This window comes from Halobacillus aidingensis (assembly GCF_900104185.1).
Classification (GTDB): Bacteria; Bacillota; Bacilli; order Bacillales; family Halobacillaceae; genus Halobacillus; species Halobacillus aidingensis.
This window is the reverse complement of sequence record NZ_FNIZ01000002.1, coordinates 213,690-237,432: the sequence shown is the minus strand read 5'-3', so window position 1 is coordinate 237,432 and position 23,743 is coordinate 213,690. Positions and strand designations below refer to the sequence as shown.

The window sequence follows — 23,743 nt, the reverse complement described above, 5'->3', positions numbered from 1 at the left end:
CAGTCCGAGGAGGCTCACCGCGCTCCCGCGGAAAGCGACTCATTCCCCGCAGCCCCCATCCACTCAAAAAACGTCTCGAAACTGAGTCTTACGCGAGCCGGCCATAATCTAAAAAAGGAAGGCACCGAAGTACCTTCCTTTCTCCTTATAACAACTTCGCGACAAACTTCCGGCTTCTCGGTCCGTCGAACTCACAGAAGTAAAGACCCTGCCATGTACCGAGAACGAGTTTGCCATCTTCCACAAGCAGCGTCTGGGCATGTCCAACCGTGCTTGTTTTCATATGTGCGGCTGTGTTTCCTTCCGCATGACGATCTTCCGGGTGGTCCCATGGATACACTTCACGGAAGCGGCGCAGCATATCGGTTTTCACGTCAGGATCGGCGTTTTCATTCACAGTCAGGCCTGCCGTCGTGTGCATTGACTGCACAACGACAACACCGTCTTTGACGCCTTCTTCACGGATCCAGTCCTGAACCTGGCTGGTCACATCAATCATTTGATCATGATGATCGGTTTTAACATGAAATGTTTTTAACATAGAATCAACCTCCGATTTCTGAAGCGGCGAACGCTTCTAGTTTTTCATAGGTCGCATTTTCTTCTGCAAAAAATTGCTTCTCTGAGACTTCAAAAGTAAGGGCTCCCAAATCGACATCAACCTCTGCTTGATAGACATTGGTTCCATTCCCGCGCAGCTGGATGGAAAAACGTCCATTGTCTTTTTCGACGACACAGTTGACGAGTCCGCCTTTATTGATGACAACGATCGGTGTACCCAAATCATTCGGTCCTAGAATCGTTGACACTAACGAAGAAGCGCTCATGGCAGTACCGCAGGCGTTTGTCAATCCGACCCCACGTTCGAACGTACGGACGAAGATTTTATTTTTCTCTAACACCTGGACATAGCTTACGTTTACACCATTCGGAAAAACTTCCGGCAAATCGTTCGCCTTTTTCCCGACCGATAGCAGTTCTTCCTGATCGACGGAATCGACGATGGTCACGATGTGCGGGTTGGGTACACTTAGAGCCGTAAATGTTCGCTCTTCAGACAACTCGGGAATCTTCACATCGACCGCTTCTTTCCCTGCAAAATTCATTGGCAGTGAATCGACCTCAAAACTGACAGGCTCAATCATGACAGAGAACGTATCGATCTCAGGGAAAATCTCTTCTACTTGAGAAACGGGCAGCACGGCTTTCTCTGTTTCAATCGCAATTTCCTTTTTCCCGAGTTTTTCAATCATATGGCGGGCGACACAGCGCAGACCGTTGCCGCACATTTCCGCTTCCGTGCCGTCTAAGTTGAACATCCGCATCCGGCCTTCCGCTTTTTCACTCGGCATCACAAAAAGAATGCCATCCGAACCGATTCCGTTTTCACGGTCACATAATAATAACGAGAGTTCCTCGCGCTCTTTTTCTGAAAAACCAAAGTCTTTTTCAATCTCGTCAATGAGGATGAAATCGTTCCCCGACCCGTGGCATTTGATGTATGGAATCTTCATAATAAAACTCTCCCCTGGCGTTCATTTTTTCATTATCATAGCATACATACGCGTAAAAAAAGAAGCGTGTGACCGTTAAGTCGCACGCTTTTTCATCAACCATAAAAAGTAAGGTGCTCCAATCAGGGCAACGAGGATCCCTGATGGAATTTCGTTCGGCGCAAGCAGTGTCCGGCTGAACAAATCAGCAACGACCAGCAGCGCCCCGCCGATCAGCATCGTAACAGGCAGCAGCTTCTGGTTGACGCTACCGACGAGCAAACGCGCAAGGTGTGGAGCAATCAGTCCGACGAACCCGATCGAACCCACTGCAGCCACACTGCAGGCAGCAAGAAGTGTGGCAATCAAGGCCATTTGGAAACGGACGTTCACAACACGAAGTCCGAGTCCTTTCGCTGTATCATCTCCGAGTGACAGGACGTCGAGCGTTTTAATGTAAAACGCAAGCAGCGGGATGAACAACAAGACCGGCCAGATCAAGTATTGCAGCAGCTCACTCCACCCTTTGGCATAAGTCGTCCCGGATAGCCACGTCAACGCAGAAGCCACCCCGATATCCGCTTGGACGACTATGATTTGAATTAAAGCCGAACCGAACGCAGACATCCCGATTCCGAGTAATGCAAGCACCGTCGGCTGGAATTCGGCTTTTGCTCCTAGAGCCATGACGACGATGAAAAACACCAACGCACCGGCCATCGCGCCGACCGGAATCCAGACGGCCGAGACACTGAACCAGTACATCGTCATCAACGCACCGACCCCTGCCCCTGAGGTGATACCAATAACGGAAGGATCGGCAAGCGGGTTCCGTAACACGCCTTGGAAAATAAGACCACTGACCGCGAGAACCGCCCCACTGAACAAAGCAACAAGCGCACGAGGCAGTCTCAAGTCTATGATCAAACTTTGTAAGAAGGTGTTCGCTTCCCCGAAGAACGCATTGTAGGTAACCAACGGTTCGAATCCGTAGTTCCCTGAAGCAAGGCTGACGAGCAGCGTTATCGTAATAAGCGCTAACAATACGGGCAGCAATTTTTTCATGGACAAAGTAGCGGAATTCTTCCCGGCCATAATCGCCCCGCTGTCCTGGCTCCCTGTCCGCTTCATCCGCATGACAAGCCAGATGAGCCACGGCGAACCGACAAGTGCTGTAATAGCACCTACCGGCAGTTCATTGAAGGACGGATCGATGACCCGGGCAAGGACGTCCGCTAAGAGGAGCACGTTTCCTCCCCATAAAAACGACCCTAAGATGAGCGGCAGGTGGGCTCTGTAACCGATTAGTTTGATCAAGTGCGGCGCGACAAGTCCAACGAAGCCAATCGGTCCAACGATACTGACCGTCACACTCGTCAAAAGCACAGCAGCGATAATCGTCACCACTTTAACGCTGCGCACATTCTGTCCAAGCGCTGTCGCGACATCGTCTCCGAGGGTTAACGTATCAAGTTTGCTTGAATAGACTAAAGTCACAATCACTCCAACGATGATCACCGGCAGAGAAAAGGTCACTCCATCCCAGTCATTCTGAATCAGTGTTCCAGATCCCCACAAAAACAACCCCTGCGTTTCATTTTCATAAAAAATCTGCAGGACGGACGTAAGCGCTGAGAATAGGAACGTAACAATCATCCCGGCAAGCACCATCCGGACAGGCGTTGCATCCGAACCACCGGAGAGAACGTAAACAAACAGGAACGTCAGAATACCGCCGAGAAAAGCGGTCATGATTCCATTTCCGACCATAGCGGCCGGCAGAAAAATCGTTGTGACGACAACGGCAAAATACGTCCCTGAATGGATGCCGAGCGTACTTGCAGACGATAACGGGTTTTTCGTAACCGTCTGCAAAATCACACCGGAAACGGCAAGTGCGCCACCGGCGATAATTCCCATGACTGCACGCGGCATCCGCAGTGTACGGACGGTATGGTGCTGCAGGGTATCCTGAGGATTGATAATTGATTCAACGACGACCCCTAGCGGTATCTCTACATTTCCTTGATTAATATGTATAAATGTTAAAAGACACAACAACGCGGTCCCACCTCCGAAGGTGAGAACCGCAATCATTGTGTTCTTAAGTGTAGAATTCATAACATCCACTCACTTTATTTTTCTTCAAGGGCTGCGTTGACCACTTGTTCAGCCAAGACTTCTGCGGAAAGCGGTCCACCGAATGTCCAAGCATCTCCTGGCATTTGATACGTACGGTCTTCTTTTACGAACGCAAGGTTTTCCCATACCGGGTTGCCCGCCAGCTGATTTTTGAAAATGTTGTCTTCTTCCTGAACGATGTAGAAGAAGTTGGAGTCCTGATAGTTCTGAAGCGCTTCTACTGTTGTTTCTGTGTAGCCGTACACTTCAAGCTTTTCAGACTCATAATCGTTCTTCATGCCCATGCTGTTCATGATTTGTGCGACCATGGAGTTGTCTGTGAACAAACGAAGCGTCGGCGTATCCTGCATCGTGAACGCTTGTGTGATCACGTAGTTCATGCCATCTTTCCCCGCCTCTTCTAAGCGGGCCTGCTGCTCTTTGAATGTATTCTCCATATCAGAAAGGACCTGTTCAGCCTTGTCCTCTTTATCGACGATTTTCGCCATCGTGTTGAACTCATCTTTCATGTTCTGGAACTGATCCTGTGCTGCTTCTTCAGAATATGGTGCAAACATGACCGTTGGCGCGATGCTTTCTAAATCTTCTTTGATGGCATTGTGACGGAAATCGACACCAATGATCAAATCAGGATTCAAACGGGAGATCGCTTCCAAGTTCGGCTCTTGACGCGTTCCTACATCTTCCACTTTTTCGCTGAATGGAATACCGACATTGACCCAGTCGCCATATTGATCAAGACCAGCGACACCCACCGGCTCCATGCCAAGTGCCTGAAGGTTTTCCGCATAGGTCCACTCTAAAACAACGACTTTCTTAGGTGTTCCTTCGATCGTCTGTTCTCCGTTTGCATCTTCAATTGTCACGGAACGAGTTTCCTCTTCTTCCGTTGTTTCTTCTTCCTGATTTTCTGTTCCTTCACTCTCGGAACCTTCTTCAGATCCGTCACCACAGGCAGCAAGAACGACTAGCCCAAGCATAAGGGCAAACAACCAAAACTTCTTCATATTTGACATCCTTTCACACGTTTCTTTTATGTAGAATCCTTTATCCGTCGCTTCATCTTTATACCCTTATATAGAAAAACTTAACAACTGATAAAGATTCTCATTATCATCACAATCACTATCCTACCTCAGACTCAAATTTCTGTCAATGAAAACTTTTCTCAATTAATCGCTTGTGAAACATTAGGCTGATATTCAACCACCTTAAGTCGCTATGGCAAGTGGTTAGGGCGTTACTTCCCTGCGTTAAGTCGTTCCTCCACCTCCTAAAGTCGCTACTATTTCCTTTAGGGCGCTATCCTTACAATTACGAATGCATTCCCTCCAGCCAATCATAAAAAATTAAACCTTTCCCCGACTCAAAGCCTTCCTTCCGCACCACCTGTTTGAACACTTCCATCAATCCCCCATAAAAATAGCGCAGCAATTCTGTACGTACCATTCCTTTTTTATAAGCAAAAACCGCCTGCCTGAACGTTTCGTTGATCTTATCCAAATAATGCTCGATCGGTTGTTGCAGCTTCCATTGTTTAAACGCACTCTGCACCGTCCGCCAAGCTGGCAGCACCTGCTCCACACCTACAAATGGCTGAGAGGTTTCAATGAAAGAAGACGGGATGAACGATGGCAGAAATGTCACATCAAACGGTACAACTTTACTAATAGAAGATTCTCCCTGTTTTTTCTCTGTTTCAGGTGTGGATTTGGCCGCTTGAGGGTTGTCCTGTTGGGGAGTTGACGTTTTTTGTGGGGTGTCAGGAAGGGTGTCACGAGGGGTGTCATCCGAGGGTAAAAAAAGATCCGGCTGGGGCAGGAAAACGAGCAGGTTGCCACCCTGCCGTCCGTTCGGCTTCTTCGTTGTCACTTTTTCAATCAACTTCTCGTTCACTAAGCTTCTTAATGCACGAACCACTGTGCTCTCACTCAATCCAGTCCCTTTTGTGATCGTCGCTCTTTTCGGAAAAGCGACACCGGGAAACTTGACGGCATGACGCCAGATGAATGTCAGTACCTTGAGCGTTCCCTCTGACAATGCTGCCTTTCTTTTGTATAAAAAACTGCGCACATGCAGATCGAGCTCCTTTTTATCTTTGAAGCGTTGATGTTCTTTTATATTATTCCAATCCATTTTCCTTCCACTCCCATTTTATAGTCTCAAACTATAATCGATAGAAGTGAGCGTTTGGTGTCTAAGAAAATGAAATTTTTCATAAAATTTAGAGTTAGGACACTTTGTATTGGCGTTAAGGTACTTTCCTGTGACGTTAAGTCACTTTGGTGGCAGTTAGGGCGCTTTCAACCGACGTTAAGTCACTTTCGCTTCCCGCCCGGGCACTTTCATACAGGACGACCATCCGCCCCTAAAAAACCTGTTTAAACGAGCCTTAAATCGGTAATTCTAAAATTGTCAGCCTAATTTATGAACATTTTGTGTCCAAAGTGCGAATTTTTTGTTACAATGAAATCAAAGAAAACGTTTACATTAAGGAAACATCAATAAGGAGATGATTTTCATGGGTGCGATCGTAATGTTCTTGTTATTGGCGACAGTAGCTCCATTTCTATTTTTACAAGCGAAAAAGATGGCTTTTGCCGTCGCACAATCGATTCTGCTCATCGGCATGTGGCTGTATTTCTTCCAGGTGACGATGTACGCAGATCCAGGTGCCTTCTCGATTACATGGTCGATGTTTTATCTTGGATTGATCGGCGCGCACGTCGCATGGGTGATGTTCATCGTGGCGACCGTCAAATCAAGTCCTGGGTACCAAGAAAGTTTAACCAAAGAAAAAGAAACGCTCCTTTCCTGATTCCAGGAAAGAAGCGTTTCTTTTTTTAGTCTCTCGGCTGCAGTTTGTACAGTTGGATCATCGCCTGTACGAAACTGAAACCAGTTAGAATATATAGGACAAATTTAGGGTCATAGGAGGAGTAAAGCGCTCCGCCTAAGGAAAAAGCCGTCAGCAATATGCAAAGAACGAATCCTACTAAATCTTTCCACGGCCAGCCGGCCTCCATCGACATGTTCTGCTTTTGTTCCATCCTGATAACCCCCATTTGTATTAATGACCGCTATGGTCTTCTGATTCTTGCTGCTCGTGCTGTTGGTGTTCGCCTGTGTCTCCATGATCATGCCCAAAGGACATTACGAAAAGGGAGCCTGCTACGATGATGCCAGCGAGGGCGAAACCGTGAAACATCATGTTCCATGGCACATGTCCATTTCCACTTGAAGCTTCCGTGACGTGCATGAACATGAACAATTGAACGCCTGCTTGCAACAGAGCCAAAATCATGATGCCGATGATGACCCATGTGACAGGCAGGTCGGATTGAATCGCTGCCCATGCGGCAACAAGTGTCATGACAAGCGACAAAATAAAGCCAATGACGTGATTCATCGGTACACGTTTTTTCGAATCTGCCATATTAAATCACCATCCCAATCAGATAGACACTCGTGAAGATGAAGATCCAAATGACATCAAGGAAGTGCCAGTATAAGCTGATGATAAAGAATTTACGGCTTGTGACGTTCGTCAGTCCACGCTGCTTGATTTGGATCAAGAGCAGAATCGCCCAGCCGATACCAAGCGTGACGTGCAGTCCGTGTGTTCCGGCAAGGATAAAGAACGCCGACCAGAATGCACTGGACTGGATCGTTGCGCCTTCATGTGCATAGTGAACGAATTCGTAAATTTCAAAACCAAGGAATCCAAGACCAAGAGCTAGTGTAATGACCATCCAAAGGATCAGCCCTTTGACCGATCCCCTTCTCATTTCGTGAATCGCAAGTCCACAAGTGAAACTACTTGTAAGAAGCAGGAAGGTCATGACAAGAACGATGCCCGGCTCAAACAGTTCGCTTGGCAGTGGTGCATCAGCTGTACGTCCGAACAACACGGCATATGTTGCGAAAAGGGTCGCGAAGAGGACGACTTCGGCTCCGAGGAAAATCCAGAAGCCCATGATGCCCATCTGACCTTCTTGGGTGCGATATTCTAAAGGACCTGTTTTCAGTTCTTCCGCAGCCATATCATAACCCCCTCGCTTTTTTCTCTGTTCGTTTGATTTCTTCAACCGGTACATAATAACCGTCGTCATAATCGAAGGAACGGCGGATCATCATGAACACCGCACCGATTAATCCGAAGACAGCGACATACATCCATTCAAAGACAAGACCGAAACTGGCAAGTCCAAGGAAGGCCATCATAATAAACGGCTGTCCTGTATAACTCGGCATGTGGATCGGCTTCACTTTGTCTTCTTCAAACGTCGTTTTGCCTTCTTCTTTCATACGGATATATGGATCGATTTCATCGACATATGGCACCGTTGCAAAGTTGTAATAAGGAACTGGTGTCGTTGTCGCCCATTCAAGCGTACGACCGTTTCCATTCCAGGAGTCGCCTGTTGTTTCGCGCGCACTGTAACGGAAGCTGTAGTAGACGTTGTAAACGAACACGATGAAACCAAGTCCCATTCCGAAAGCACCAACGGTTGAAATGACGTTCAATGGAAGCCACTCGGCGACGTTCGTGATGAACAAACGACGCGGCATGCCGTCTAAGCCTAGGAAATATTGTGGGAAGAAGCACACATGGAAGCCGAAGAAGAACAACCAGAATGCCCATTTACCCAAACGCTCGTTCATCTTGTGACCGAACATTTTCGGATACCAGAAAACAAGACCTGCGAAACAGGCGAATACGGTACCTGCGATCAGCACGTAGTGGAAGTGCGCGATCAGGAAGTACGAGTTGTGGAACTGATAGTCCGCTGCTGCCATACCGAGCATGACACCTGTGACACCACCAAGGATGAAACTTGGGATGAAGGCCAGGGACCAAAGCATCGGTACAGTGAACTCGATTTTCGATTTATATAAGGTCGCGAGCCAGTTGAAAATCTTCACTCCGGTCGGTACGGCGATCAACATCGTCGAAACGGAGAAGACGGAGTTAACGAATGCGCCGGCACCCATCGTGAAGAAGTGGTGGACCCATACTAAGAAACTAAGCAATGCAATGACGATCATCGACCAAACCATCACATTGTAGCCAAACAGACGTTTTTTCGCGAATGTGGCAATGACTTCGGAGAAAATACCGAAGGCAGGAAGGATAACGATGTACACTTCCGGGTGTCCCCACATCCAGAACAGGTTCGCCCACATCATCGGCAGGCCTTCTCCTGTCAAAGTAAAGAATTGTGCACCGAAAATACGATCAATCGTAAGTAGTGCAAGAGCTACTGTCAAAATCGGGAATGCGAACACGATGATGAAACATGTGACCAATGTCGACCATGTGAAGATCGGCATATGGAAAAGCTTCATGCCAGGGGCACGCATTTTCAAGATCGTCACCATCAAGTTGATCCCTGTAGCAAGGGTACCAATTCCTGATAGCTGCAGTCCCATCAGATAGAAGTTTTGTCCAGGTCCAGGGCTCATCGCTGCACCGGAAAGTGGGGTATAACTTGTCCACCCGGCATCCGGAGATCCTCCGATGACGAAGGAAATGTTGAAGAGCGCCATTCCGAAGAAGAAGGACCAGAAACTTAAGGCGTTCAAATACGGAAACGCGAAGTCACGCGCTCCGATCTGCAATGGAACGATGATGTTCATGAGTCCGATCAAGAACGGCATCGCCATGAAAATGATCATGATCGTTCCGTGCGTTGTGAAAATTTCATTATAGTGCTGGGAGTTCAAGAATCCCAAATCAGGGAATGCCAGCTGCACCCTCATCATCATGGCGTCGACGCCACCACGGAATAACATGAGAAGGGCACTTAAAATATACATGACACCGATTTTCTTGTGGTCAACGGTCGTCAACCATTCGCTCCACAGCCATTTCCATTTTTTGAAATACGTCAGAATGAAAAGGAGGGCGATCCCAACTAAGGCCATTGATACCATGGCACCATAGATGATCGGTTCACCGGTGACTAGAATATCTGTAATGTGCATGTCTTCACCTGCTTTCTTTACGTTCTATTGGAAGCTTTCTTGTTTTTCAATTTCATACAAATGAAGCTTTTCTTTGAATTGTTCACGGTATTTATCGACAACATAGCCCATATCTTCTCTCGTATGGTGCTTCACATAATCCAAGTGTGTGCTGGAATAGGATTGTTTGTCAGTCAGTCCAGGTGCAAGCAGCTCATCATAACGTTCAGCTGTCAGCTCTGGTGCTTCATTGTTAATTTCCTCTGCCCATGTGTTGAAGTCTTCTTCACTTTCGGCATGTACTTTAAAGGTTTGAGCAGCGAAACCTTCTCCATTGAAGTTGGAGTTACGCCCGTCGTAAACCCCTTCTTCATCTGCCTGCAGATACAATTTTGTCATCATACCCGCCATGTTGTACTTCTGCCCACCGAGTGCCGGAATCCATAGCGCTGACATCGAATCTGCCGATGATAAGCGGAATTCAATCGGACGATCGGTCGGGATGTGTAAGTAGTTCACGGTTTCAATATCCTGTTCCGGATAACTGAAGAACCATTTCCAATCCGCCGTCGTTGCGTAAACAACCAGAGGTTCCTTCTCCTCTTCCCCAGCTGCTGGTTCCGGAGCTTTCTCCAGGTCGAATAATGTCGTTACGGTCGGGATGGATAAAAGAATGACAATGATGAACGGAATGACCGTCCAGATGACCTCGATGGTCGTATTCCCATGCAGATTCGGGTCATAGTCACTTTCTTTACGTCCCGGTCGGTTCTCACGGTACTTGATGAGCATGTAGGCAAACAGAGCAAACACGACAACAATGATACCAAGCATGAACCAAAGGGAGTATACAATCAGGTCATATTGACTTTGAGCGACCGGCCCTTTGGGATCGAGCACAGTCATTTCCAACTGCCCGCACCCACTTAAGAAAAGAATCAAGCCGAGCGGCAGCAAACCTAACCATCTATTACGGAGATGTTTAGCTTTCATGAATCTTAACCCTCCTATCAATCTGTTAAATTATAAGTATAAAACTCGGAAACTAGGAGCTGTTATACGTATCAGGGCTTGACTGATTATATCAGATTTTGCGGAATTAGAAATACAAGTTCACAACTTTGTCATACATCGTTCACGAACTTTTAATAAATCCGCCACATGATGGACGCTTTCAAGGAAATTACTAACAATTTAATAAAAAATAGGATGGACAACCAGGAAGGGATTGGCACTTTCAAACGTCGAAAAAACAAGAACAATCGGGGATGGTGAGCTTCCCACTCTCCTTACCCTTCTTCCAGATGTAGTGAAACCTTGTTCAGCCAATACCGGCTCCTGCACGTTTCAACTTTCAGGCAAAAAAATAAGAACCTGTTTCACTATAAAAGTGAAACAGGTTCTTTAAATGGATGAAACACCTTTTATGGAAGAAGGACGATTTTTCCTTTTTTACCCGACTCTTTGAAATATTGCTGCGCTTCCTTTGCTTCCTCTAATGGAAACGTCCGGTCGATCACAGGCTGTATTTTCTGTTCAGAGATCGCTTTTAACATCCGTTTGAATTCTTCCCGTGTACCTAAGACCGATCCGTACATCGTGATGTGTTTCAAATAAAGGGTGCGGAAATCGAGTTCTGTTTTTTGACCCCCGGATGAGCCGGATGTGCAAAATTTTCCGCCCTTTTTAAGCACGGTCAAGGCCGTGGAGAACAGCGCATCTCCGACGACGTCAAGCACGGTATCAATGGGACCACCGTTGGCTTCCAAAATTTCTTCTTCCAGATTCTCGGATTTATAAGACAGCACATGTGTCGCTCCGAGTTCTTTCATTCTCTCTTCCATACTCAAATCTCCAACGAGTGCAATGACATCCGCTCCGAAGACTTTCGATGCGATCTGGACGTTGAGCGAGCCGACACCGCCGTTTGCGCCTGTGACCATCACCGTTTCACCAGGTTTCGGCTGCACTTGTTCGACCATATGCCAGGCCGTCATACCACTTACGGAAAACACACAGCTTTCGGTGTAATCTTCAAGCGGCATATCAAAGCAAAGCTCTGCGGGCCACACAACATACTCAGCATACCCACCATCATATTCAGAACCGATGAAGGACATGTCTTCCGAGATGTGTTCTTGGCCATCCGGGCCACTGGACGTGAACGGAAAAAGAACGACGTCTTTCCCCATCATCGTTTCATCGACTTGCTCACCAACCTGGACCACTTTGCCGGTAATATCAGAACCAGGGGTACGTGGGAATTGAACGCCTTCCGGACGCCAGCCTGACTTGCCGCCTTGGCCGTAAGCTCCTTCCCTCATCCAGATTTCCGTATTATTGATAGCACAAGCTTTCACCTGCACGAGCACTTCATTTTCTTTCGGTTCTGGAGTGGGAATGTCCACCAGCTTCAACTGATCGACATCGCCATATCCAGTTACTTGAACAGCTTTCATCTTAAGGCACCTCTTTCCGATTCGCTTTTCTCAACTAATATGCGACATTCATAATAAGGTTATTCATGGCCTGTATCAAGTCATCCGCTCACAGTATGCATTCATGAATCGAGTATAGGCAGGAATACTTCAACGTCTTCCCCGTTTTCCGTAGGGTGATAAGTTTCTACAATATAGGTCAGCCAATCCCGGGTGAGTTGCTGTTGATATGTCCACTCCCCCACTTCCTTATAAAGGACATCTACATGATTGATGGGTCCTCTAGATGAAGCATAAGTTCCGGAAACCTCTAAATACTCCATCCCTTTCGGCACCTGACTCGGCTTATCTTTTACAAGGACCCCAACATAATAGTGACCCTCGAGGTGATCCTCCCCCCTCTTAGGCTCAAAGAGAGCGATTTCGATATTGGCATGGTTTTCGATTTCCCTCGTCCGATGTAAAAGCTGTCTCGCAAAGTCCGGGACTTCGGTTGCAAAATTTTCAAAAGCTCCGTGGCCTTTGATGGCGACGATTCGAAAGGTTCGTTTCAACGTGATCATGGTAGAACTCTCCGTTCTGAAGGAGCTTTTTGAATACTGCTTAAAGATCCTTCTTTAAAGTTTTTATGTTGGTAGTCTCATTTTTTCAGCTCCATCATTTTCTTATCTTCGATTCACTTTTAGACGAGTTTCTTCCATTAATTATCTTTCTTCACATGTTCAGAGATGGAAAGCGTCTACCGCTTTATGAACGGGAATTCGCAAACGGCTCTCTTTCCTTTTTTCTCAATCTTTGTTTCGCTGAAGCCGTGTTGGGTAGGACGGGGACATGCTGGTAGGCTTTGGCGAGACCAAACAAGGGCATATTCCCGTAAATGACTTCATGCGCCCCATCCTTCACTTTGTATGTTTCATGGAAGATTCCGACAGCCGGGTTATCTTTCACTTTGCGATTGAAGTTTCTCCACGCCTTCAAATGCTTCGGAGCTCTGGCATAAGCATAAAGTTCGTTTTCCGAACGCCAATACTGGATCATCAATGTTGTTCGGAAGTTTATGAAATTCTCTAGGGAAAAGAAACCATTGTCCTTTTGTGAATAGAGCTCCTGAACCATTGGCGGCATCGCCAGAAGAACGGGCAGCCATTTATGTACAGCCAGCCATTTGTTAATCCTCATCCCAATCAAAAACACAATCACTTCATCATCAGCTTTGGCTGTATAACGACCTGGAAATATTTTAGCGGCCATGAGCTTCCTCCTTTTATGTAAAACGTGCCATCAAGATCGTCGAATAATATTTACCATCAGAAAGTCGCTTATCTTTTTTCAGCACACCTTCCACCTCAAAACCGAAACGCTTATACATTTCAATCGCTTTCTCGTTTGTTTCAAGAACACGCAGGGTCATTTTCAATATTCCGCTTCTTTCCGCCCAGCGGATCGACTGCTGCAAAAGCTCTTTTCCGACACGGTAGCCCCAATATTCCTCTAACACTCCTACACCGAACTCCACTTGATGGGAGAGCCTTTTCAAATCACTGCCGGCACACCGACTGAAACCAATGATGGTCCCTTCTGTTTCGGCAACCAGGAACAAATGGTTGTTCTCATCTGCATCTTTTTTGATGAGCTCTTTGAAATCCCATTCACTTAAGTGGCCTTCTCCCTGTTCTCGATCCAGGTATTCGGTTTCACCGTCAATAAGATGCCGAACTTCTGAAAGCTCCTTTGCATCCGTTTCTTGAGCGACTCTTACAACATAGGACAGACCCCGAACAACATATGTACGACTTTCCATCTTTTCCACACACCCTGCCAATCTCATAGAATTCTAAATATTTACTTAATTATAGCATGATTCGTGAACGATTATTGGATGGAAGAAAAAGTAAGACCTGGTCACCCAAAAATTGGGTGACCAGGTCTTACTTTTTCTTCCAATCACTTCACACAGATTACTCCCTATCAAGATCTCATCTATTACCCGCTCCAGAAGTAGTAAGCTAGCTAAAAGAAAGCACGAATAATTGATATTATTTTTCTACTTTATCTTCGTTCAAATTCAAAATGGAATAGATCTCATCCAGAGTTTCTTCGTCCAATTCATAATGCATCCCCTCTCCTATATAAAAAGCCCCTCCGTCGTCATCGTCTTTTACATAAATGGAACCGGATTGCCCCGAATAATCAAAAGAAAACTTTCTATTTCCACTCCAACTGGAAAATTCATTAATCTTTCTATCTCCCAAGCCATCGATGAGGGTTTGAAGTTCTTTCACCTGCTTTTTATCGTTTATTGTTTTTTCATATACGGTATTACCTTCTTCGGGAACTGTGTCTAGTTTTATTTCATCACTATCCGATGAACAAGCCGAAAGAAATAATACAGATAGTAGAAATACGACCTTCTTCATACAAATCCAACCTTCCCGAATATTTCCTTCCTTTAATAATACTAAAACCAACATATGTAAGACCTGGTCATCAATTTCCTAGGTGACCAGGTCTTACATATTATTCCATAAACAAAATAATCACTCCTCTATCGAAGGAGGTGGATGGCTATTTTTTATTCAATTATTTTTCACACTCTTAGAAGAATGCGCCCTAACCTTAAATTTCGTCACAGCCAAATATAAATTAAGTACCATCACAATTCCAGTGTACAACATGCTGGCCCCTTGAAGCTGAGCAAAAGAATGATTGTAATATTCTGCACCTAGATGGTGATTGAAGATAACCATGTTTGCAATAAAGATCGCGGAAAATATGACCCCTAAAAGGAGATTACCGTTTCTTTCCTCAAACACCACAGAGGCAATAAGGAACAACACAGTGGATAAAGCAAACATCACATGGGTAGTCAAGGCTTCTGCAGCTGTATAAGACACAGGAATATCCGAAGTGATCAACCATTGATGTAAGATAGCGACTCCCGCGATAAAGAAACCTAAGACTAACAAAAGACTCGTTGACAAACTTCGTATCATAAATAAAAGCCTACCTCTCATCAAGAAATCATTACCAATTATATCAAAAGATGTGAATAACTCCAGTTTTATTCCCAATAAAAGTAAGACCTGGTCACCCAAAAATTGGGTGACCAGGTCTTGCAGATTATTCCATATCTGATTACTTCCTACGAATGCCGATGGTGCGGCCGACTTGTTTGGGTTGTTCTCGGTCGGAAGTCGAATCAAACGCTGCTTTCACGTTGGCAGCAACTTCTTCCGGAAGAGGTGCAGGACGACCTTCGTTCTGATTGATGCCCATAAGCATTTCTTCGATCGTCGCGACAACTTCCCCCTCAGCATTGTGCATCTCCAAAAACAGATGGATCCGCTTCGCATCAAAGTCCAATACGCGGGCAGACATATCAAAACCTGCCCCTTCATGCATCTCTTTCAAGTAGCACGTGTGCGTCTCCAGCGTAAAAACCGTGTACTGGAACTGCTCGCGTCCTTTTTCATCGAGTCCGATATAATCGATGAACGCATCCGTAGCAAGGCTGAAGGCACGATTGTACTCGGCATCATTCATATGACCGTTGTAATCGACCCAGTCGCTCGGAACGGTCTGTTTGTAAGAAAAGGATGACACAAAAACCCCTCCTTTACGCTTTTGTTTTTTCTGTCTCTTTTGGCCAGTATTCCTGGACGAGATCATACAGACGGATCAAGAATTCATTACGGTTCTGATCGAGTTCAGACATGCTCATGCCGTTCGCCTGCTCTTCACAGCCGGACACGACCTTTTCATAAAGCTCATCCGTAAGTTCTGGTGCTTCAAGCTTCGTCCACGGTTTTTTCAATGCCGGGCCGAATTGCTTCAACATGTGACGCATGCCGCCTTCTCCACCAGCCAAGTGGAAAGTGAGGAACGGCCCGTACTGCGCATAGCGCATGCCTGCCCCATGGGTGAAGGCTTTGTCCACTTCTTCTGTCGTTGCAATCCCTTCGTTCACGATATGCAGGGATTCTCTCCAAATCGCTTCAATCAGGCGGTCAGCAATGTGCCCTTCAATTTCATGACGCACAAGCAATACACTCATGTTCAAGCTTTCGTAAAAAGCCTTCGCTTTGTCTACGTTCTCCGTCGTCGTCTGTTTTCCTGCCACGACTTCCACAAGCGGCAGAATATACACTGGGTGGAACGGATGGGCGACAACTACGCGTTCCGGATGCTGCAAATTCACCTGCAGCTCGGAAGGCATGATGCCGGAAGTACTGGATCCGATCAAGGCATCAGGTTTTGCATGCTGATCGATGTTCTGAAGGACGGTCTGCTTCAACTCTTCCACTTCCGGTACGTTTTCCTGGATAAAATCCGCATCCTTCACGGCATCCGCCAATTCTTTTTCAAACGTCAAACGGTCTTTAGATGCTCCTTCGGCAAGTCCAAGCGCTTCAACATAAGGCCACGACTGATCGACCGCACGGCGCATGCGCTCTTCTGCCCCTTCCGCTGGATCTGTTGCGACAACGTCATACCCCTGTGCAAGCATGCGGGCGATCCAGCCGTTTCCGATGACTCCTGTGCCGACAACGGCTACTTTTTGTACTCTCATGTTTACTTCCCTCCGTGCGGATTTCTAAGATTGTAGTATTCACGTGCTTCCTGCGGCGTCATTGGCTCAAGGTCAAGGCCCCGGAGCATCGTCACCGCTTTGTCTACGAGTTGCTCGTTTCGTGCCACCACACCTTTAGAAAGGTAGATGTTATCTTCCAGTCCAACACGTACGTTTCCGCCGAGCATCGCCGCCTGGGACGCCATCGGCATTTGCATACGGCCGATGCCGAACGCAGACCAATGCGCATTTTCCGGAATACGATTTTTCATATATAACATCGTTTCCGCATCGGCTGCCGCTCCCCAAGGAATGCCAAGACAGAACTGATACATCGGATCCCCATCAATCAGTCCTTCTTCCACTAATTGATTAGCAAAACGGATGTGCCCAGTATCAAAGCATTCGAGCTCAGGCTTCACACCACTTTCCTGGATCATTTTCGCTTGATCCCTTAGCCAGTCCGTCGGGCTCATGTAGATCATGTTACCGAAGTTCGTACTTCCACAGTCAAGCGTGCACATTTCCGGCAAAAGTTCTCCTACGGGTTCATGACGCTCTGCCGGTGTTTGGATGTCTGTCCCATCGCCACCAGCTGCCGGTGTACTCAAACTCGGAATAAAATCACCGCCGCCTCCGGACGTAATATTAATGACGACATCCGTTTCTGATTCACGAATGCGATCGACGATTTCACGATAGTGCTCCAAGTTATGACTGATGCCACCCGTTTTTGGGTCACGGGCATGGACGTGAGCGACCGTCGCTCCTGCTTTGGCCGATTCAATCGCAGATTCAGCGATCTCTTTCGGTGTCACAGGGACATGTGGATTTTTCTTCATCGTATCTCCCGCTCCTGTCACGGCAGATGTCAGCAATACTTTATTTTTCATTCCAAAGGTCCTCCTTTGAATTCGTTTGTTTAATCAACCATCATAAACTATACCATCCGGACTGTTTAGTTTCAAATACTTTTTATGGATTTTTATTTAGATTCTTTTTTCTTCCCCTATACGACAGGCATGCACAATTAGCCATTCCGCCAATTTTCACTTTATACAATGGATGAACGGTCACTAATACTTAAAACATATGAAAATAAGTGAAATATAACTTCACACCCTATCATTCCTTGAATATTGCTTAATATTCTCCCATTTACACCCTCATCCGTGTTTTGAAACAAAACCGTCCAGATTGTACAGTTTAAAAAGTCACATACGAAACAATCGCATCTGAATAAAGGAGGAATACCCATGAAGAAACAACTCATGGATTGGAAAACGTTCGGAGGGGCTCTTGCCTTATTACTATTTGTATCCCTGCCTCTGATCATTTTCCCTGAACAAGGTAAAGAAATTGTGCTGGCGGCGAATGAGGTCGTCACGCAACGATTAGGATTCTTATTTTTATCAGTCGGATTAATCATGCTGCTTTTCCTATTGTTTGTCGGAGTGAGCCGCTATGGAGATATCAAGCTCGGAGACGCCGAAACAAAAGCGGAATTTAAAACGAGCTCCTGGGCAGCGATGCTGTTTACGAGTGGAATTGGAACGGGAATTCTTTATTGGGGCGTGATTGAATGGGCCTACTACTATCAAGGACCTCCCTTCGGTGTTGAAGCAGGTTCCAATGAGGCGATCCAGTGGGCATCCACGTACGGATTTTTCCATTGGGGACCGATCGCCTGGGCGATGTTCGCCATTCCAGCTCTTCCGATCGGTTACATGTTTTTTGTGAAAAAAACCGATGTTTTCAAAATCAGTGAAGCGTGTCGTCCAGTGCTCGGTAAATACACCGACGGCTGGGTCGGACGCCTTGTCGACATACTGTTCATGTTCGGTCTTTTAGGTGGGGGCGGAACAGGACTTGCGCTTTCCGCACCGATCATTTCAGCTGGTCTGAACAACTTGGTTGGCATTCCAGATACAATGACGACGAAATCGATCATTCTGCTTTTCTGTACGTTGATCTTCGGATTGAGTGCTTATTCGGGTCTGCAAAAAGGAATTCGCGTTCTAAGTGATATCAACTTGTGGCTCGCGTTCATCCTGTTGATTTTCATTTTCACCGTCGGGCCGACGACATTCATTACTGAATCGACGACTTCAGCCCTCGGCCGGATGATGGACAACTTCTTCCTGATGAGCTTATGGGCAGAACCGTTCAATGACCTTGCCTCATTCACAAGAACGGGATTCCCTGAAGGCTGGACCGTCTTCTACTGGGCATGGTGGATTGTGTATGCTCCATTTGTCGGGTTGTTCATCGCTCGAATCTCTAAAGGAAGGACCATCCGCCAAGTCGTTTTCGGAACCGTACTGTTCGGAAGCTTAGGAACAATCCTTTTCTTCGGAATCTTAGGAAACTATTCCATGTACTTGGAATTGAGTGGTCAGTATCCGGTCATTGAAACCTTGAACCAACAAGGCGCACCTGCTGCCATCATCGGTACCTTGACTGAACTGCCGCTCGCCACACTTGCAATCATCGTCTTCATTTTGCTCGCCACCATTTTCTTATCGACGACCTATGACTCTGGATCGTATGTCATCGCATCCGTTGTACAAAAACACGTCGAAGGTGAGCCACTTAAATGGAACCGTCTGTTCTGGGCTCTGGCCTTATCCATTCTGCCGATGATTTTCATGAACATGGGCGGACTGACGACACTCCAGACAATCAGCATCGTCGGCGGTTTCCCGCTTCTGATTATTCTGCCGATCCTCGGCTGGTCCTTCATTAAAATGGTCAACGAAGACCGCGCGAAAGAAGAAAAAGAAAACAAGAAAGCATCTTAAGAGAGGAAGAGACACCATGAATACACGTTATGAAAAAGGATTGGAAACCCTCCGTTCCTATACAGATGAAGAAAAAGGCACCAACCATTTTGAACTTATGAAAGCACTGGAAGATATCGCCCCGGACCTCGGAAAATACATCATCGAGTTTGCCTATGGCGATATTTACAACCGCGATCACCTAAGCAAACAATCCCGAGCACTGACGGTATTGTCGAGCCTTGTCACCCAAGGCTCCGGCAGTCTGCCGCAGCTTGAGCTGCACATCAATACCGCTCTAAATGCCGGACTTTCCGAACAAGAAATCATTGAATCCATGATGCAGCTGATCCCTTATGTAGGCTTCCCATCGGTCATCAATGCGCTCACACAGGCACGAAAAGTGTTCCAGGAACGCACCGAAGAAGCTTTCGCCTGAATTTTCTTCATCATAATCCAGACTTCTGTAGCCAAATAAAAATCACCAGCTCTCCCAAAGAGCTGGTGATTTTTATTTAGGTTTGTATGTTTGCTCGTTCAATCGTTCAAGAACTTGTTTTCTAAGCGTCGGTGGCAAAGTCCCGAGCCCGAAAATTTCGGACAGCCACAACCCATCGACAGCAAGTCTTAAAATCGTCGCATCGACTTGATCAAGGCCGTCATGCTCGATATGATTCTGCCAGTCCGCATATGTATCCTGAAGAGGTTTCAACAACTTGGGATTGATCCCTTGAGCGGCCAGCATCCCTGAACTGAGCGGTCGGTTTTCCGTACTTTTATCATGCATGACGTTAATGAACGACCGTGCCCATCTCCCCATCTCCGCATCATCGTTTTCTACTAATTCTTCCACGTTCTCCCGGTAGACATCGTTCATGTATTGGACGAGCCCTTCCACGAGCGCTTCTTTTGTGGAAAAGTGATACAGCAATCCGCCTTTGCTCACTTCTGCGCGCTTAGCGACAGCGTCCAATGTGAGCGCATCGCTTCCCTGCTCGCGCACAATGAGTGCGGCTGCTTCCAAAATCTTTTGCCGTTTCGATACTCTTGGCATGTGCTTCCCTCATTTACGTTCATTTTCTCTTCATATTATCAGTATTCATGGGGGTTTTCAATTTGAGTGAGCACCATATTCCTTCCTTTGCTGCTTCTTTTCGTATGTATTCCCGACGACATAGCTGCCTGCAATCGCCAGGATTGGCGAAACAACAAAAGGTACACACCTGTTTTCATAAGTGTGTACCTTTTCTATTCAATCCGATAAAAGCGTCCACCTTGATTCATGCGTGACTTTTCACATTTTCCAACGCCATAAAATAATTGAGCACGAATTGGCGCACTTCCCATTCAGGAACTTCCTTCACGCCATCCGTAAACACCGACTGATGATAAGAATAATTTCCGAAATGACGACGTTTGCCTGAAATCAGATCGGCCATCACTTTGTTCGTCTTCTCCATGTATTGCATGCTCATCATCCTTTCTATCACTAGCATAGCCAGAATACGAGACTCTTATACTAGGACGAGAGGAGATCAGCGATCCTCCTGGTCACATCCATGACCTCTCCCTCTTTTTTAATGGTAAAAAAGTGGTCCGCCTCCTCATCAGACGGTGGCTGGATATGCGGCGATTCTTCCTGCTGCCGCTTCAGTACTTCAGCAAAAGAAGAAACGGTCCGCAACACCGATGAATCCCGCTTTCTATCTGCTACGCGTTTTTCAAGTAGAATGAATGGCACATCAAAATTTACAAGAATCGTAGAAAAACCTTTTCTTTTAAACTCATCCAGCAGCGCTTTCCTTGCCTTTGGATTCCGGTTCGAATTACAGATGATGAGATGCAGATCCGTTTCTTCTATCACATAATCGACGATCATTTTCGTCATGCTGTGTTTAATCGTATTCGGTCCATCTTCAGGGACGAGCCGGGAATAATGTGTATTCAAAAACGCCGCCTGATCATCCTGGTCAACCACGACCGTGTTTTTCACCGTTTCCTCCAGCATTCTCGCAAACGTTGACTTTCCACTGTGGGTCATTCCGACAGTCATCACCACATATCTATTCATAACTTCCCCTCCCTACCCATTTTTGGACGAGTGATGTTACCCACACTTTAAATCCAAGCCAGGCACCGAATAGATTCAGAATAAAATCATCGATATCAAAGCTACCCCTTTGGGTGAGTAATTGCGCGACTTCTGCTGAGAGAATGATCAACACGAAGGCGAGCAAGAAGGCACGCAGTCGGTCCAATTTTCTAAACAGGGCAGGCAGGAAAATACCCATGGGTGTGAAGACCAGCACATTCCCGAGCAGATTTTTAACAGCCGTCCACGTATTCATTGTTCCTTCCTGTAGGGCGGTTATATAATTAGCGATGGTTTTAAACGGAATCAGATTCGAGCGGCTTTGTATATATTCAAATAGACTCAAGGACATCCCCGCTGCCCCGCGTGATTGGAAAAACATATAAAACACGAGAAAGAGGATATACCCGATAAAACCTAAACTCATAATGATGCGTTGAACCTTTGACATAAGAACCTCCACCAACTTTTCTCATCTATATATTCCCTAACCATACCCCGGAGCAATGACAAACCAAACCATCCCGCCGACCTTTTCATGAAGATGTAACATTCCATCATTAAAAAAGCACGAGCTATATCGCCGTTTGATTCACTTTCTTCTCTTTCCACTGCCGATTGTAATAACCTAAAGCTAATGTTACCAAAAGCATCATCAACGATCCTCCTACAACCGCCGCTTTTATCGAAACCCACTCTGCAGCCGCTCCTATAACGACGGTCGCAAAGATGACGAGCACACTTTCCAATAAGCCGAACACACTCGTCACTCTCCCCATTACATGAACAGGGATCCACTCCTGGTAGAACGTGTGAAAGCCTGTATTCGCAAAAGCAAGCGCCAACGATAACAAGAAGAACCCGACCGCCGCTCCTGAAAAATCCACCGAAAAGGCGTAAATCAAATAGCCGGCCGCTACAAACAACCCGCCGCCAGTGAGAAGAATCTTCGTCGACAGATGATTTCCGAACCATGTAAGGAATATAGCCCCAACAGCGATGCCTGCTCCCGCAATACTGACAAGAAAACCATACGCTGCGTCCGTCAACTGCAGGACTTCTTTTGAAAAAGCGGCTTCCAACGAATCAAGCGCTGCCGCCATCACCATCATCAGTCCGAACAGAAAATAAATCGTCATGATCAAAGCATGATGCTTCGTAAACGACCGCACAATGCTCCAATCTTTTTTCAGCAAGGCCCCTGACCATGATTCCCTTTCTTTTTCAACCTTTGTTTCCAAGCGGGGAAGCAGGAAAGAAATGATCCCTGAAATGAAAAACGTCCAGGCATTAAAATAAATCGCCAGCTCAGGAGTTCCGATTATGAAGAGAACGCCCGCAATCGCTGGTCCGATCAGAAACCCTCCCGAATCAATCAAACTTCTTAACGCATTGAATCGTTTCCGCTGATTGCTCGGAATCAGTTTCGTCACATATGTCATCGAAGCAGGTTCAAAAATAGAACCTGCCATATTCACAAACAGGACAAGTGTGTACATGGCCGAGAGCGAAGACAAAGCAGGGAGAACGCCAAGCAAGAGAGCCCTGAACACATCGAGCCCAATCATAAGATTCCGCTGATTCACCCTGTCCACCAGAGACCCTGCCCACACATTTGTCAAAAGCGTCGCCACCGGCTTCAGCAAATACAAAACAGCTACGGCCAGTGGAGAACCCGTCATTTCAAGCACGATCAAATTCAAGGAAATCAAATAGATCCAATCTCCGACGTTCGAAAGACCTACCCCTGATAGCAATAGTAACGGGTACTTCCACGAACGAAACCTCTTTTTCATTTCCATACGCAGCCTCCTCGCAGATGTTTTAAGAAATAAAAAAACTCACCCCCAAGACGTGTAAGTCTTGGGGGCGAGGTCTATTTCATCCGCGGTGCCACCCCAGTTTCATGGATGTGTCGCCACACCCAGCTCATCGGGTACGCGCTTCATACCCTATCTCTGTAACGGGAGCTCCCGTCTCATGATCGCCAGGCTGGTTCCCATGAGAAGCTCAGAGGTTTGTTTCGATAAAAGAATCCTTGCCCCTTTTCAGCACGCGGAGCTCTCTGTGAAGGCTTCTACTTATCTACTCTTCTCTTCAACGCCGTTTTTCATTTCTCTATACTATGCTAGAATATTCCTTATTTGTAAAGGATCATCTTTATTCGAAAATAGCAGTCATAATCTCAGCTACCTCATAAAAATCGAAGGCCTTCTCACCGGTAATGACGTGGCTCGTATTTCTGAAAGCATGAATGGCCA

Annotated in this window: 27 protein-coding genes and 1 other annotated feature; of the genes, 3 read left to right on the top strand and 24 right to left on the bottom strand. The window is 46.4% G+C overall.

Translation table 11 applies throughout. The features are described from left to right. Positions 1–145: 145 nt before the first annotated feature. The 5 genes from BLS23_RS02995 to BLS23_RS02975 form a co-directional block, all read right to left on the bottom strand. On the bottom strand, positions 146–541 hold the full coding sequence (locus BLS23_RS02995; RefSeq protein ID WP_089651043.1) for a secondary thiamine-phosphate synthase enzyme YjbQ: 396 nt from the start codon (positions 539–541) through the stop codon (positions 146–148). A gap of 4 nt (positions 542–545) precedes the next feature. Continuing rightward, the gene (gene dapF, locus BLS23_RS02990; protein WP_089651042.1) at positions 546–1,514 is read right to left on the bottom strand and encodes a diaminopimelate epimerase; all 969 of its coding nucleotides are present in this window, start codon (positions 1,512–1,514) and stop codon (positions 546–548) included. 75 nt (positions 1,515–1,589) lie between these two features. Next, positions 1,590–3,614 (bottom strand): iron ABC transporter permease, encoded by a 2,025-nt coding sequence (locus tag BLS23_RS02985; RefSeq protein WP_089651041.1) that lies wholly within the window; start codon positions 3,612–3,614, stop codon positions 1,590–1,592. Between the two features lie 14 nt (positions 3,615–3,628). Then, positions 3,629–4,642 (bottom strand): ABC transporter substrate-binding protein, encoded by a 1,014-nt coding sequence (locus BLS23_RS02980; protein ID WP_167355991.1) that lies wholly within the window; start codon positions 4,640–4,642, stop codon positions 3,629–3,631. A 307-nt stretch (positions 4,643–4,949) separates the two neighbouring features. Continuing rightward, positions 4,950–5,771: a helix-turn-helix domain-containing protein gene (locus BLS23_RS02975; RefSeq protein WP_089651040.1), complete on the bottom strand. Its 822-nt coding sequence runs from the start codon at positions 5,769–5,771 to the stop codon at positions 4,950–4,952. 385 nt (positions 5,772–6,156) lie between these two features. Here BLS23_RS02975 and BLS23_RS02970 point away from each other — a divergent pair, with 385 nt between their 5' ends. After that, the gene (locus BLS23_RS02970) at positions 6,157–6,453 is read left to right on the top strand and encodes a hypothetical protein (RefSeq protein ID WP_089651039.1); all 297 of its coding nucleotides are present in this window, start codon (positions 6,157–6,159) and stop codon (positions 6,451–6,453) included. A 25-nt stretch (positions 6,454–6,478) separates the two neighbouring features. Here the strand turns inward: BLS23_RS02970 and BLS23_RS02965 are convergent, their stop codons facing one another. The 14 genes from BLS23_RS02965 to BLS23_RS02900 all read right to left on the bottom strand — a co-directional run bounded on the left by BLS23_RS02965 (position 6,479) and on the right by BLS23_RS02900 (position 17,503). Further along, the gene (locus BLS23_RS02965; RefSeq protein ID WP_089651038.1) at positions 6,479–6,685 is read right to left on the bottom strand and encodes a cytochrome C oxidase subunit IV family protein; all 207 of its coding nucleotides are present in this window, start codon (positions 6,683–6,685) and stop codon (positions 6,479–6,481) included. 20 nt (positions 6,686–6,705) lie between these two features. Further along, positions 6,706–7,071: a cytochrome aa3 quinol oxidase subunit IV gene (gene qoxD / locus BLS23_RS02960; RefSeq protein ID WP_089651037.1), complete on the bottom strand. Its 366-nt coding sequence runs from the start codon at positions 7,069–7,071 to the stop codon at positions 6,706–6,708. Between the two features lies 1 nt (position 7,072). After that, entirely contained in the window at positions 7,073–7,678 is a 606-nt protein-coding gene (gene qoxC / locus BLS23_RS02955) for a cytochrome aa3 quinol oxidase subunit III (RefSeq protein ID WP_089651036.1), read from the bottom strand. Position 7,679: 1 nt separating this feature from the next. Then, positions 7,680–9,623 (bottom strand): cytochrome aa3 quinol oxidase subunit I, encoded by a 1,944-nt coding sequence (qoxB, locus tag BLS23_RS02950; protein WP_089651035.1) that lies wholly within the window; start codon positions 9,621–9,623, stop codon positions 7,680–7,682. Positions 9,624–9,647: 24 nt separating this feature from the next. Then, entirely contained in the window at positions 9,648–10,595 is a 948-nt protein-coding gene (gene qoxA, locus BLS23_RS02945) for a cytochrome aa3 quinol oxidase subunit II (protein WP_089651034.1), read from the bottom strand. A gap of 431 nt (positions 10,596–11,026) precedes the next feature. Further along, positions 11,027–12,061, bottom strand: a complete 1,035-nt coding sequence (locus BLS23_RS02940; protein ID WP_089651033.1) for a zinc-binding dehydrogenase — start codon at positions 12,059–12,061, stop codon at positions 11,027–11,029. 101 nt (positions 12,062–12,162) lie between these two features. Continuing rightward, a complete protein-coding gene (locus BLS23_RS02935) occupies positions 12,163–12,603 on the bottom strand; it encodes a GyrI-like domain-containing protein (protein WP_089651032.1) in 441 nt (146 codons plus the stop codon). Positions 12,604–12,787: 184 nt separating this feature from the next. Further along, positions 12,788–13,291, bottom strand: coding sequence for a DUF4188 domain-containing protein (locus BLS23_RS02930; protein ID WP_089651031.1), 504 nt, complete (start codon positions 13,289–13,291; stop codon positions 12,788–12,790). A 13-nt stretch (positions 13,292–13,304) separates the two neighbouring features. Further along, positions 13,305–13,841, bottom strand: a complete 537-nt coding sequence (locus BLS23_RS02925) for a GNAT family N-acetyltransferase (protein WP_089651030.1) — start codon at positions 13,839–13,841, stop codon at positions 13,305–13,307. A gap of 235 nt (positions 13,842–14,076) precedes the next feature. Then, a complete protein-coding gene (locus tag BLS23_RS02920; protein WP_143015211.1) occupies positions 14,077–14,457 on the bottom strand; it encodes a hypothetical protein in 381 nt (126 codons plus the stop codon). 159 nt (positions 14,458–14,616) lie between these two features. After that, positions 14,617–15,033, bottom strand: coding sequence for a hypothetical protein (locus BLS23_RS02915; protein ID WP_089651028.1), 417 nt, complete (start codon positions 15,031–15,033; stop codon positions 14,617–14,619). Between the two features lie 142 nt (positions 15,034–15,175). Beyond that, positions 15,176–15,643, bottom strand: a complete 468-nt coding sequence (locus BLS23_RS02910) for a thioesterase family protein (protein WP_244157045.1) — start codon at positions 15,641–15,643, stop codon at positions 15,176–15,178. Positions 15,644–15,656: 13 nt separating this feature from the next. Beyond that, complete coding sequence (locus tag BLS23_RS02905) at positions 15,657–16,610, bottom strand: 3-hydroxyacyl-CoA dehydrogenase NAD-binding domain-containing protein (protein ID WP_089651026.1); 954 nt, start codon at positions 16,608–16,610, stop codon at positions 15,657–15,659. A 2-nt stretch (positions 16,611–16,612) separates the two neighbouring features. Next, on the bottom strand, positions 16,613–17,503 hold the full coding sequence (locus BLS23_RS02900; RefSeq protein ID WP_089651025.1) for a beta-keto acid cleavage family enzyme: 891 nt from the start codon (positions 17,501–17,503) through the stop codon (positions 16,613–16,615). A 363-nt stretch (positions 17,504–17,866) separates the two neighbouring features. On the opposite strand from BLS23_RS02900, the gene BLS23_RS02895 reads away from it, so the two are divergent. Together BLS23_RS02895 and BLS23_RS02890 are read left to right on the top strand one after the other, a co-directional pair. Then, on the top strand, positions 17,867–19,411 hold the full coding sequence (locus BLS23_RS02895) for a BCCT family transporter (protein WP_089651024.1): 1,545 nt from the start codon (positions 17,867–17,869) through the stop codon (positions 19,409–19,411). Positions 19,412–19,427: 16 nt separating this feature from the next. Next, positions 19,428–19,829 (top strand): carboxymuconolactone decarboxylase family protein, encoded by a 402-nt coding sequence (locus BLS23_RS02890; protein WP_089651023.1) that lies wholly within the window; start codon positions 19,428–19,430, stop codon positions 19,827–19,829. A 72-nt stretch (positions 19,830–19,901) separates the two neighbouring features. Here the strand turns inward: BLS23_RS02890 and BLS23_RS02885 are convergent, their stop codons facing one another. The 5 genes from BLS23_RS02885 to BLS23_RS02865 form a co-directional block, all read right to left on the bottom strand. Further along, positions 19,902–20,444, bottom strand: a complete 543-nt coding sequence (locus BLS23_RS02885; RefSeq protein WP_089651022.1) for a TetR/AcrR family transcriptional regulator — start codon at positions 20,442–20,444, stop codon at positions 19,902–19,904. Positions 20,445–20,670: 226 nt separating this feature from the next. Continuing rightward, a complete protein-coding gene (locus BLS23_RS02880) occupies positions 20,671–20,859 on the bottom strand; it encodes a hypothetical protein (protein ID WP_089651021.1) in 189 nt (62 codons plus the stop codon). Between the two features lie 50 nt (positions 20,860–20,909). After that, on the bottom strand, positions 20,910–21,461 hold the full coding sequence (locus BLS23_RS02875; RefSeq protein ID WP_089651020.1) for an AAA family ATPase: 552 nt from the start codon (positions 21,459–21,461) through the stop codon (positions 20,910–20,912). Next, positions 21,454–21,933, bottom strand: coding sequence for a VanZ family protein (locus BLS23_RS02870; protein ID WP_244157044.1), 480 nt, complete (start codon positions 21,931–21,933; stop codon positions 21,454–21,456). Before BLS23_RS02870 ends, BLS23_RS02875 begins: the two co-directional genes overlap by 8 nt. A 124-nt stretch (positions 21,934–22,057) precedes the next feature. Further along, entirely contained in the window at positions 22,058–23,278 is a 1,221-nt protein-coding gene (locus BLS23_RS02865; RefSeq protein ID WP_089651130.1) for an MFS transporter, read from the bottom strand. Between the two features lie 66 nt (positions 23,279–23,344). Beyond that, positions 23,345–23,592 (bottom strand) — a binding site (T-box leader). Between the last annotated feature and the right edge of the window lie 151 nt (positions 23,593–23,743).

Bases quoted from the DNA above. Each gene is read 5' to 3' on its own strand.
- BLS23_RS02985 (WP_089651041.1), bottom strand. From the start codon at position 3,614: ATGAATTCTACACTTAAGAACACAATGATTGCGGTTCTCACCTTCGGA.
- qoxD (WP_089651037.1), bottom strand. From the start codon at position 7,071: ATGGCAGATTCGAAAAAACGTGTACCGATGAATCACGTCATTGGCTTT.
- qoxC (WP_089651036.1), bottom strand. From the start codon at position 7,678: ATGGCTGCGGAAGAACTGAAAACAGGTCCTTTAGAATATCGCACCCAA.
- dapF (WP_089651042.1), bottom strand. From the start codon at position 1,514: ATGAAGATTCCATACATCAAATGCCACGGGTCGGGGAACGATTTCATC.
- qoxB (WP_089651035.1), bottom strand. From the start codon at position 9,623: ATGCACATTACAGATATTCTAGTCACCGGTGAACCGATCATCTATGGT.
- BLS23_RS02900 (WP_089651025.1), bottom strand. From the start codon at position 17,503: ATGAAAAATAAAGTATTGCTGACATCTGCCGTGACAGGAGCGGGAGAT.
- BLS23_RS02965 (WP_089651038.1), bottom strand. From the start codon at position 6,685: ATGGAACAAAAGCAGAACATGTCGATGGAGGCCGGCTGGCCGTGGAAA.
- BLS23_RS02970 (WP_089651039.1), top strand. From the start codon at position 6,157: ATGGGTGCGATCGTAATGTTCTTGTTATTGGCGACAGTAGCTCCATTT.
- BLS23_RS02980 (WP_167355991.1), bottom strand. From the start codon at position 4,642: ATGAAGAAGTTTTGGTTGTTTGCCCTTATGCTTGGGCTAGTCGTTCTT.
- BLS23_RS02870 (WP_244157044.1), bottom strand. From the start codon at position 21,933: ATGTCAAAGGTTCAACGCATCATTATGAGTTTAGGTTTTATCGGGTAT.
- BLS23_RS02865 (WP_089651130.1), bottom strand. From the start codon at position 23,278: ATGAAAAAGAGGTTTCGTTCGTGGAAGTACCCGTTACTATTGCTATCA.
- BLS23_RS02995 (WP_089651043.1), bottom strand. From the start codon at position 541: ATGTTAAAAACATTTCATGTTAAAACCGATCATCATGATCAAATGATT.
- BLS23_RS02885 (WP_089651022.1), bottom strand. From the start codon at position 20,444: ATGCCAAGAGTATCGAAACGGCAAAAGATTTTGGAAGCAGCCGCACTC.
- BLS23_RS02875 (WP_089651020.1), bottom strand. From the start codon at position 21,461: ATGAATAGATATGTGGTGATGACTGTCGGAATGACCCACAGTGGAAAG.
- BLS23_RS02975 (WP_089651040.1), bottom strand. From the start codon at position 5,771: ATGGATTGGAATAATATAAAAGAACATCAACGCTTCAAAGATAAAAAG.
- BLS23_RS02935 (WP_089651032.1), bottom strand. From the start codon at position 12,603: ATGATCACGTTGAAACGAACCTTTCGAATCGTCGCCATCAAAGGCCAC.
- qoxA (WP_089651034.1), bottom strand. From the start codon at position 10,595: ATGAAAGCTAAACATCTCCGTAATAGATGGTTAGGTTTGCTGCCGCTC.
- BLS23_RS02915 (WP_089651028.1), bottom strand. From the start codon at position 15,033: ATGATACGAAGTTTGTCAACGAGTCTTTTGTTAGTCTTAGGTTTCTTT.
- BLS23_RS02920 (WP_143015211.1), bottom strand. From the start codon at position 14,457: ATGAAGAAGGTCGTATTTCTACTATCTGTATTATTTCTTTCGGCTTGT.
- BLS23_RS02940 (WP_089651033.1), bottom strand. From the start codon at position 12,061: ATGAAAGCTGTTCAAGTAACTGGATATGGCGATGTCGATCAGTTGAAG.
- BLS23_RS02930 (WP_089651031.1), bottom strand. From the start codon at position 13,291: ATGGCCGCTAAAATATTTCCAGGTCGTTATACAGCCAAAGCTGATGAT.
- BLS23_RS02890 (WP_089651023.1), top strand. From the start codon at position 19,428: ATGAATACACGTTATGAAAAAGGATTGGAAACCCTCCGTTCCTATACA.
- BLS23_RS02895 (WP_089651024.1), top strand. From the start codon at position 17,867: ATGAAGAAACAACTCATGGATTGGAAAACGTTCGGAGGGGCTCTTGCC.
- BLS23_RS02925 (WP_089651030.1), bottom strand. From the start codon at position 13,841: ATGGAAAGTCGTACATATGTTGTTCGGGGTCTGTCCTATGTTGTAAGA.
- BLS23_RS02880 (WP_089651021.1), bottom strand. From the start codon at position 20,859: ATGCAATACATGGAGAAGACGAACAAAGTGATGGCCGATCTGATTTCA.
- BLS23_RS02905 (WP_089651026.1), bottom strand. From the start codon at position 16,610: ATGAGAGTACAAAAAGTAGCCGTTGTCGGCACAGGAGTCATCGGAAAC.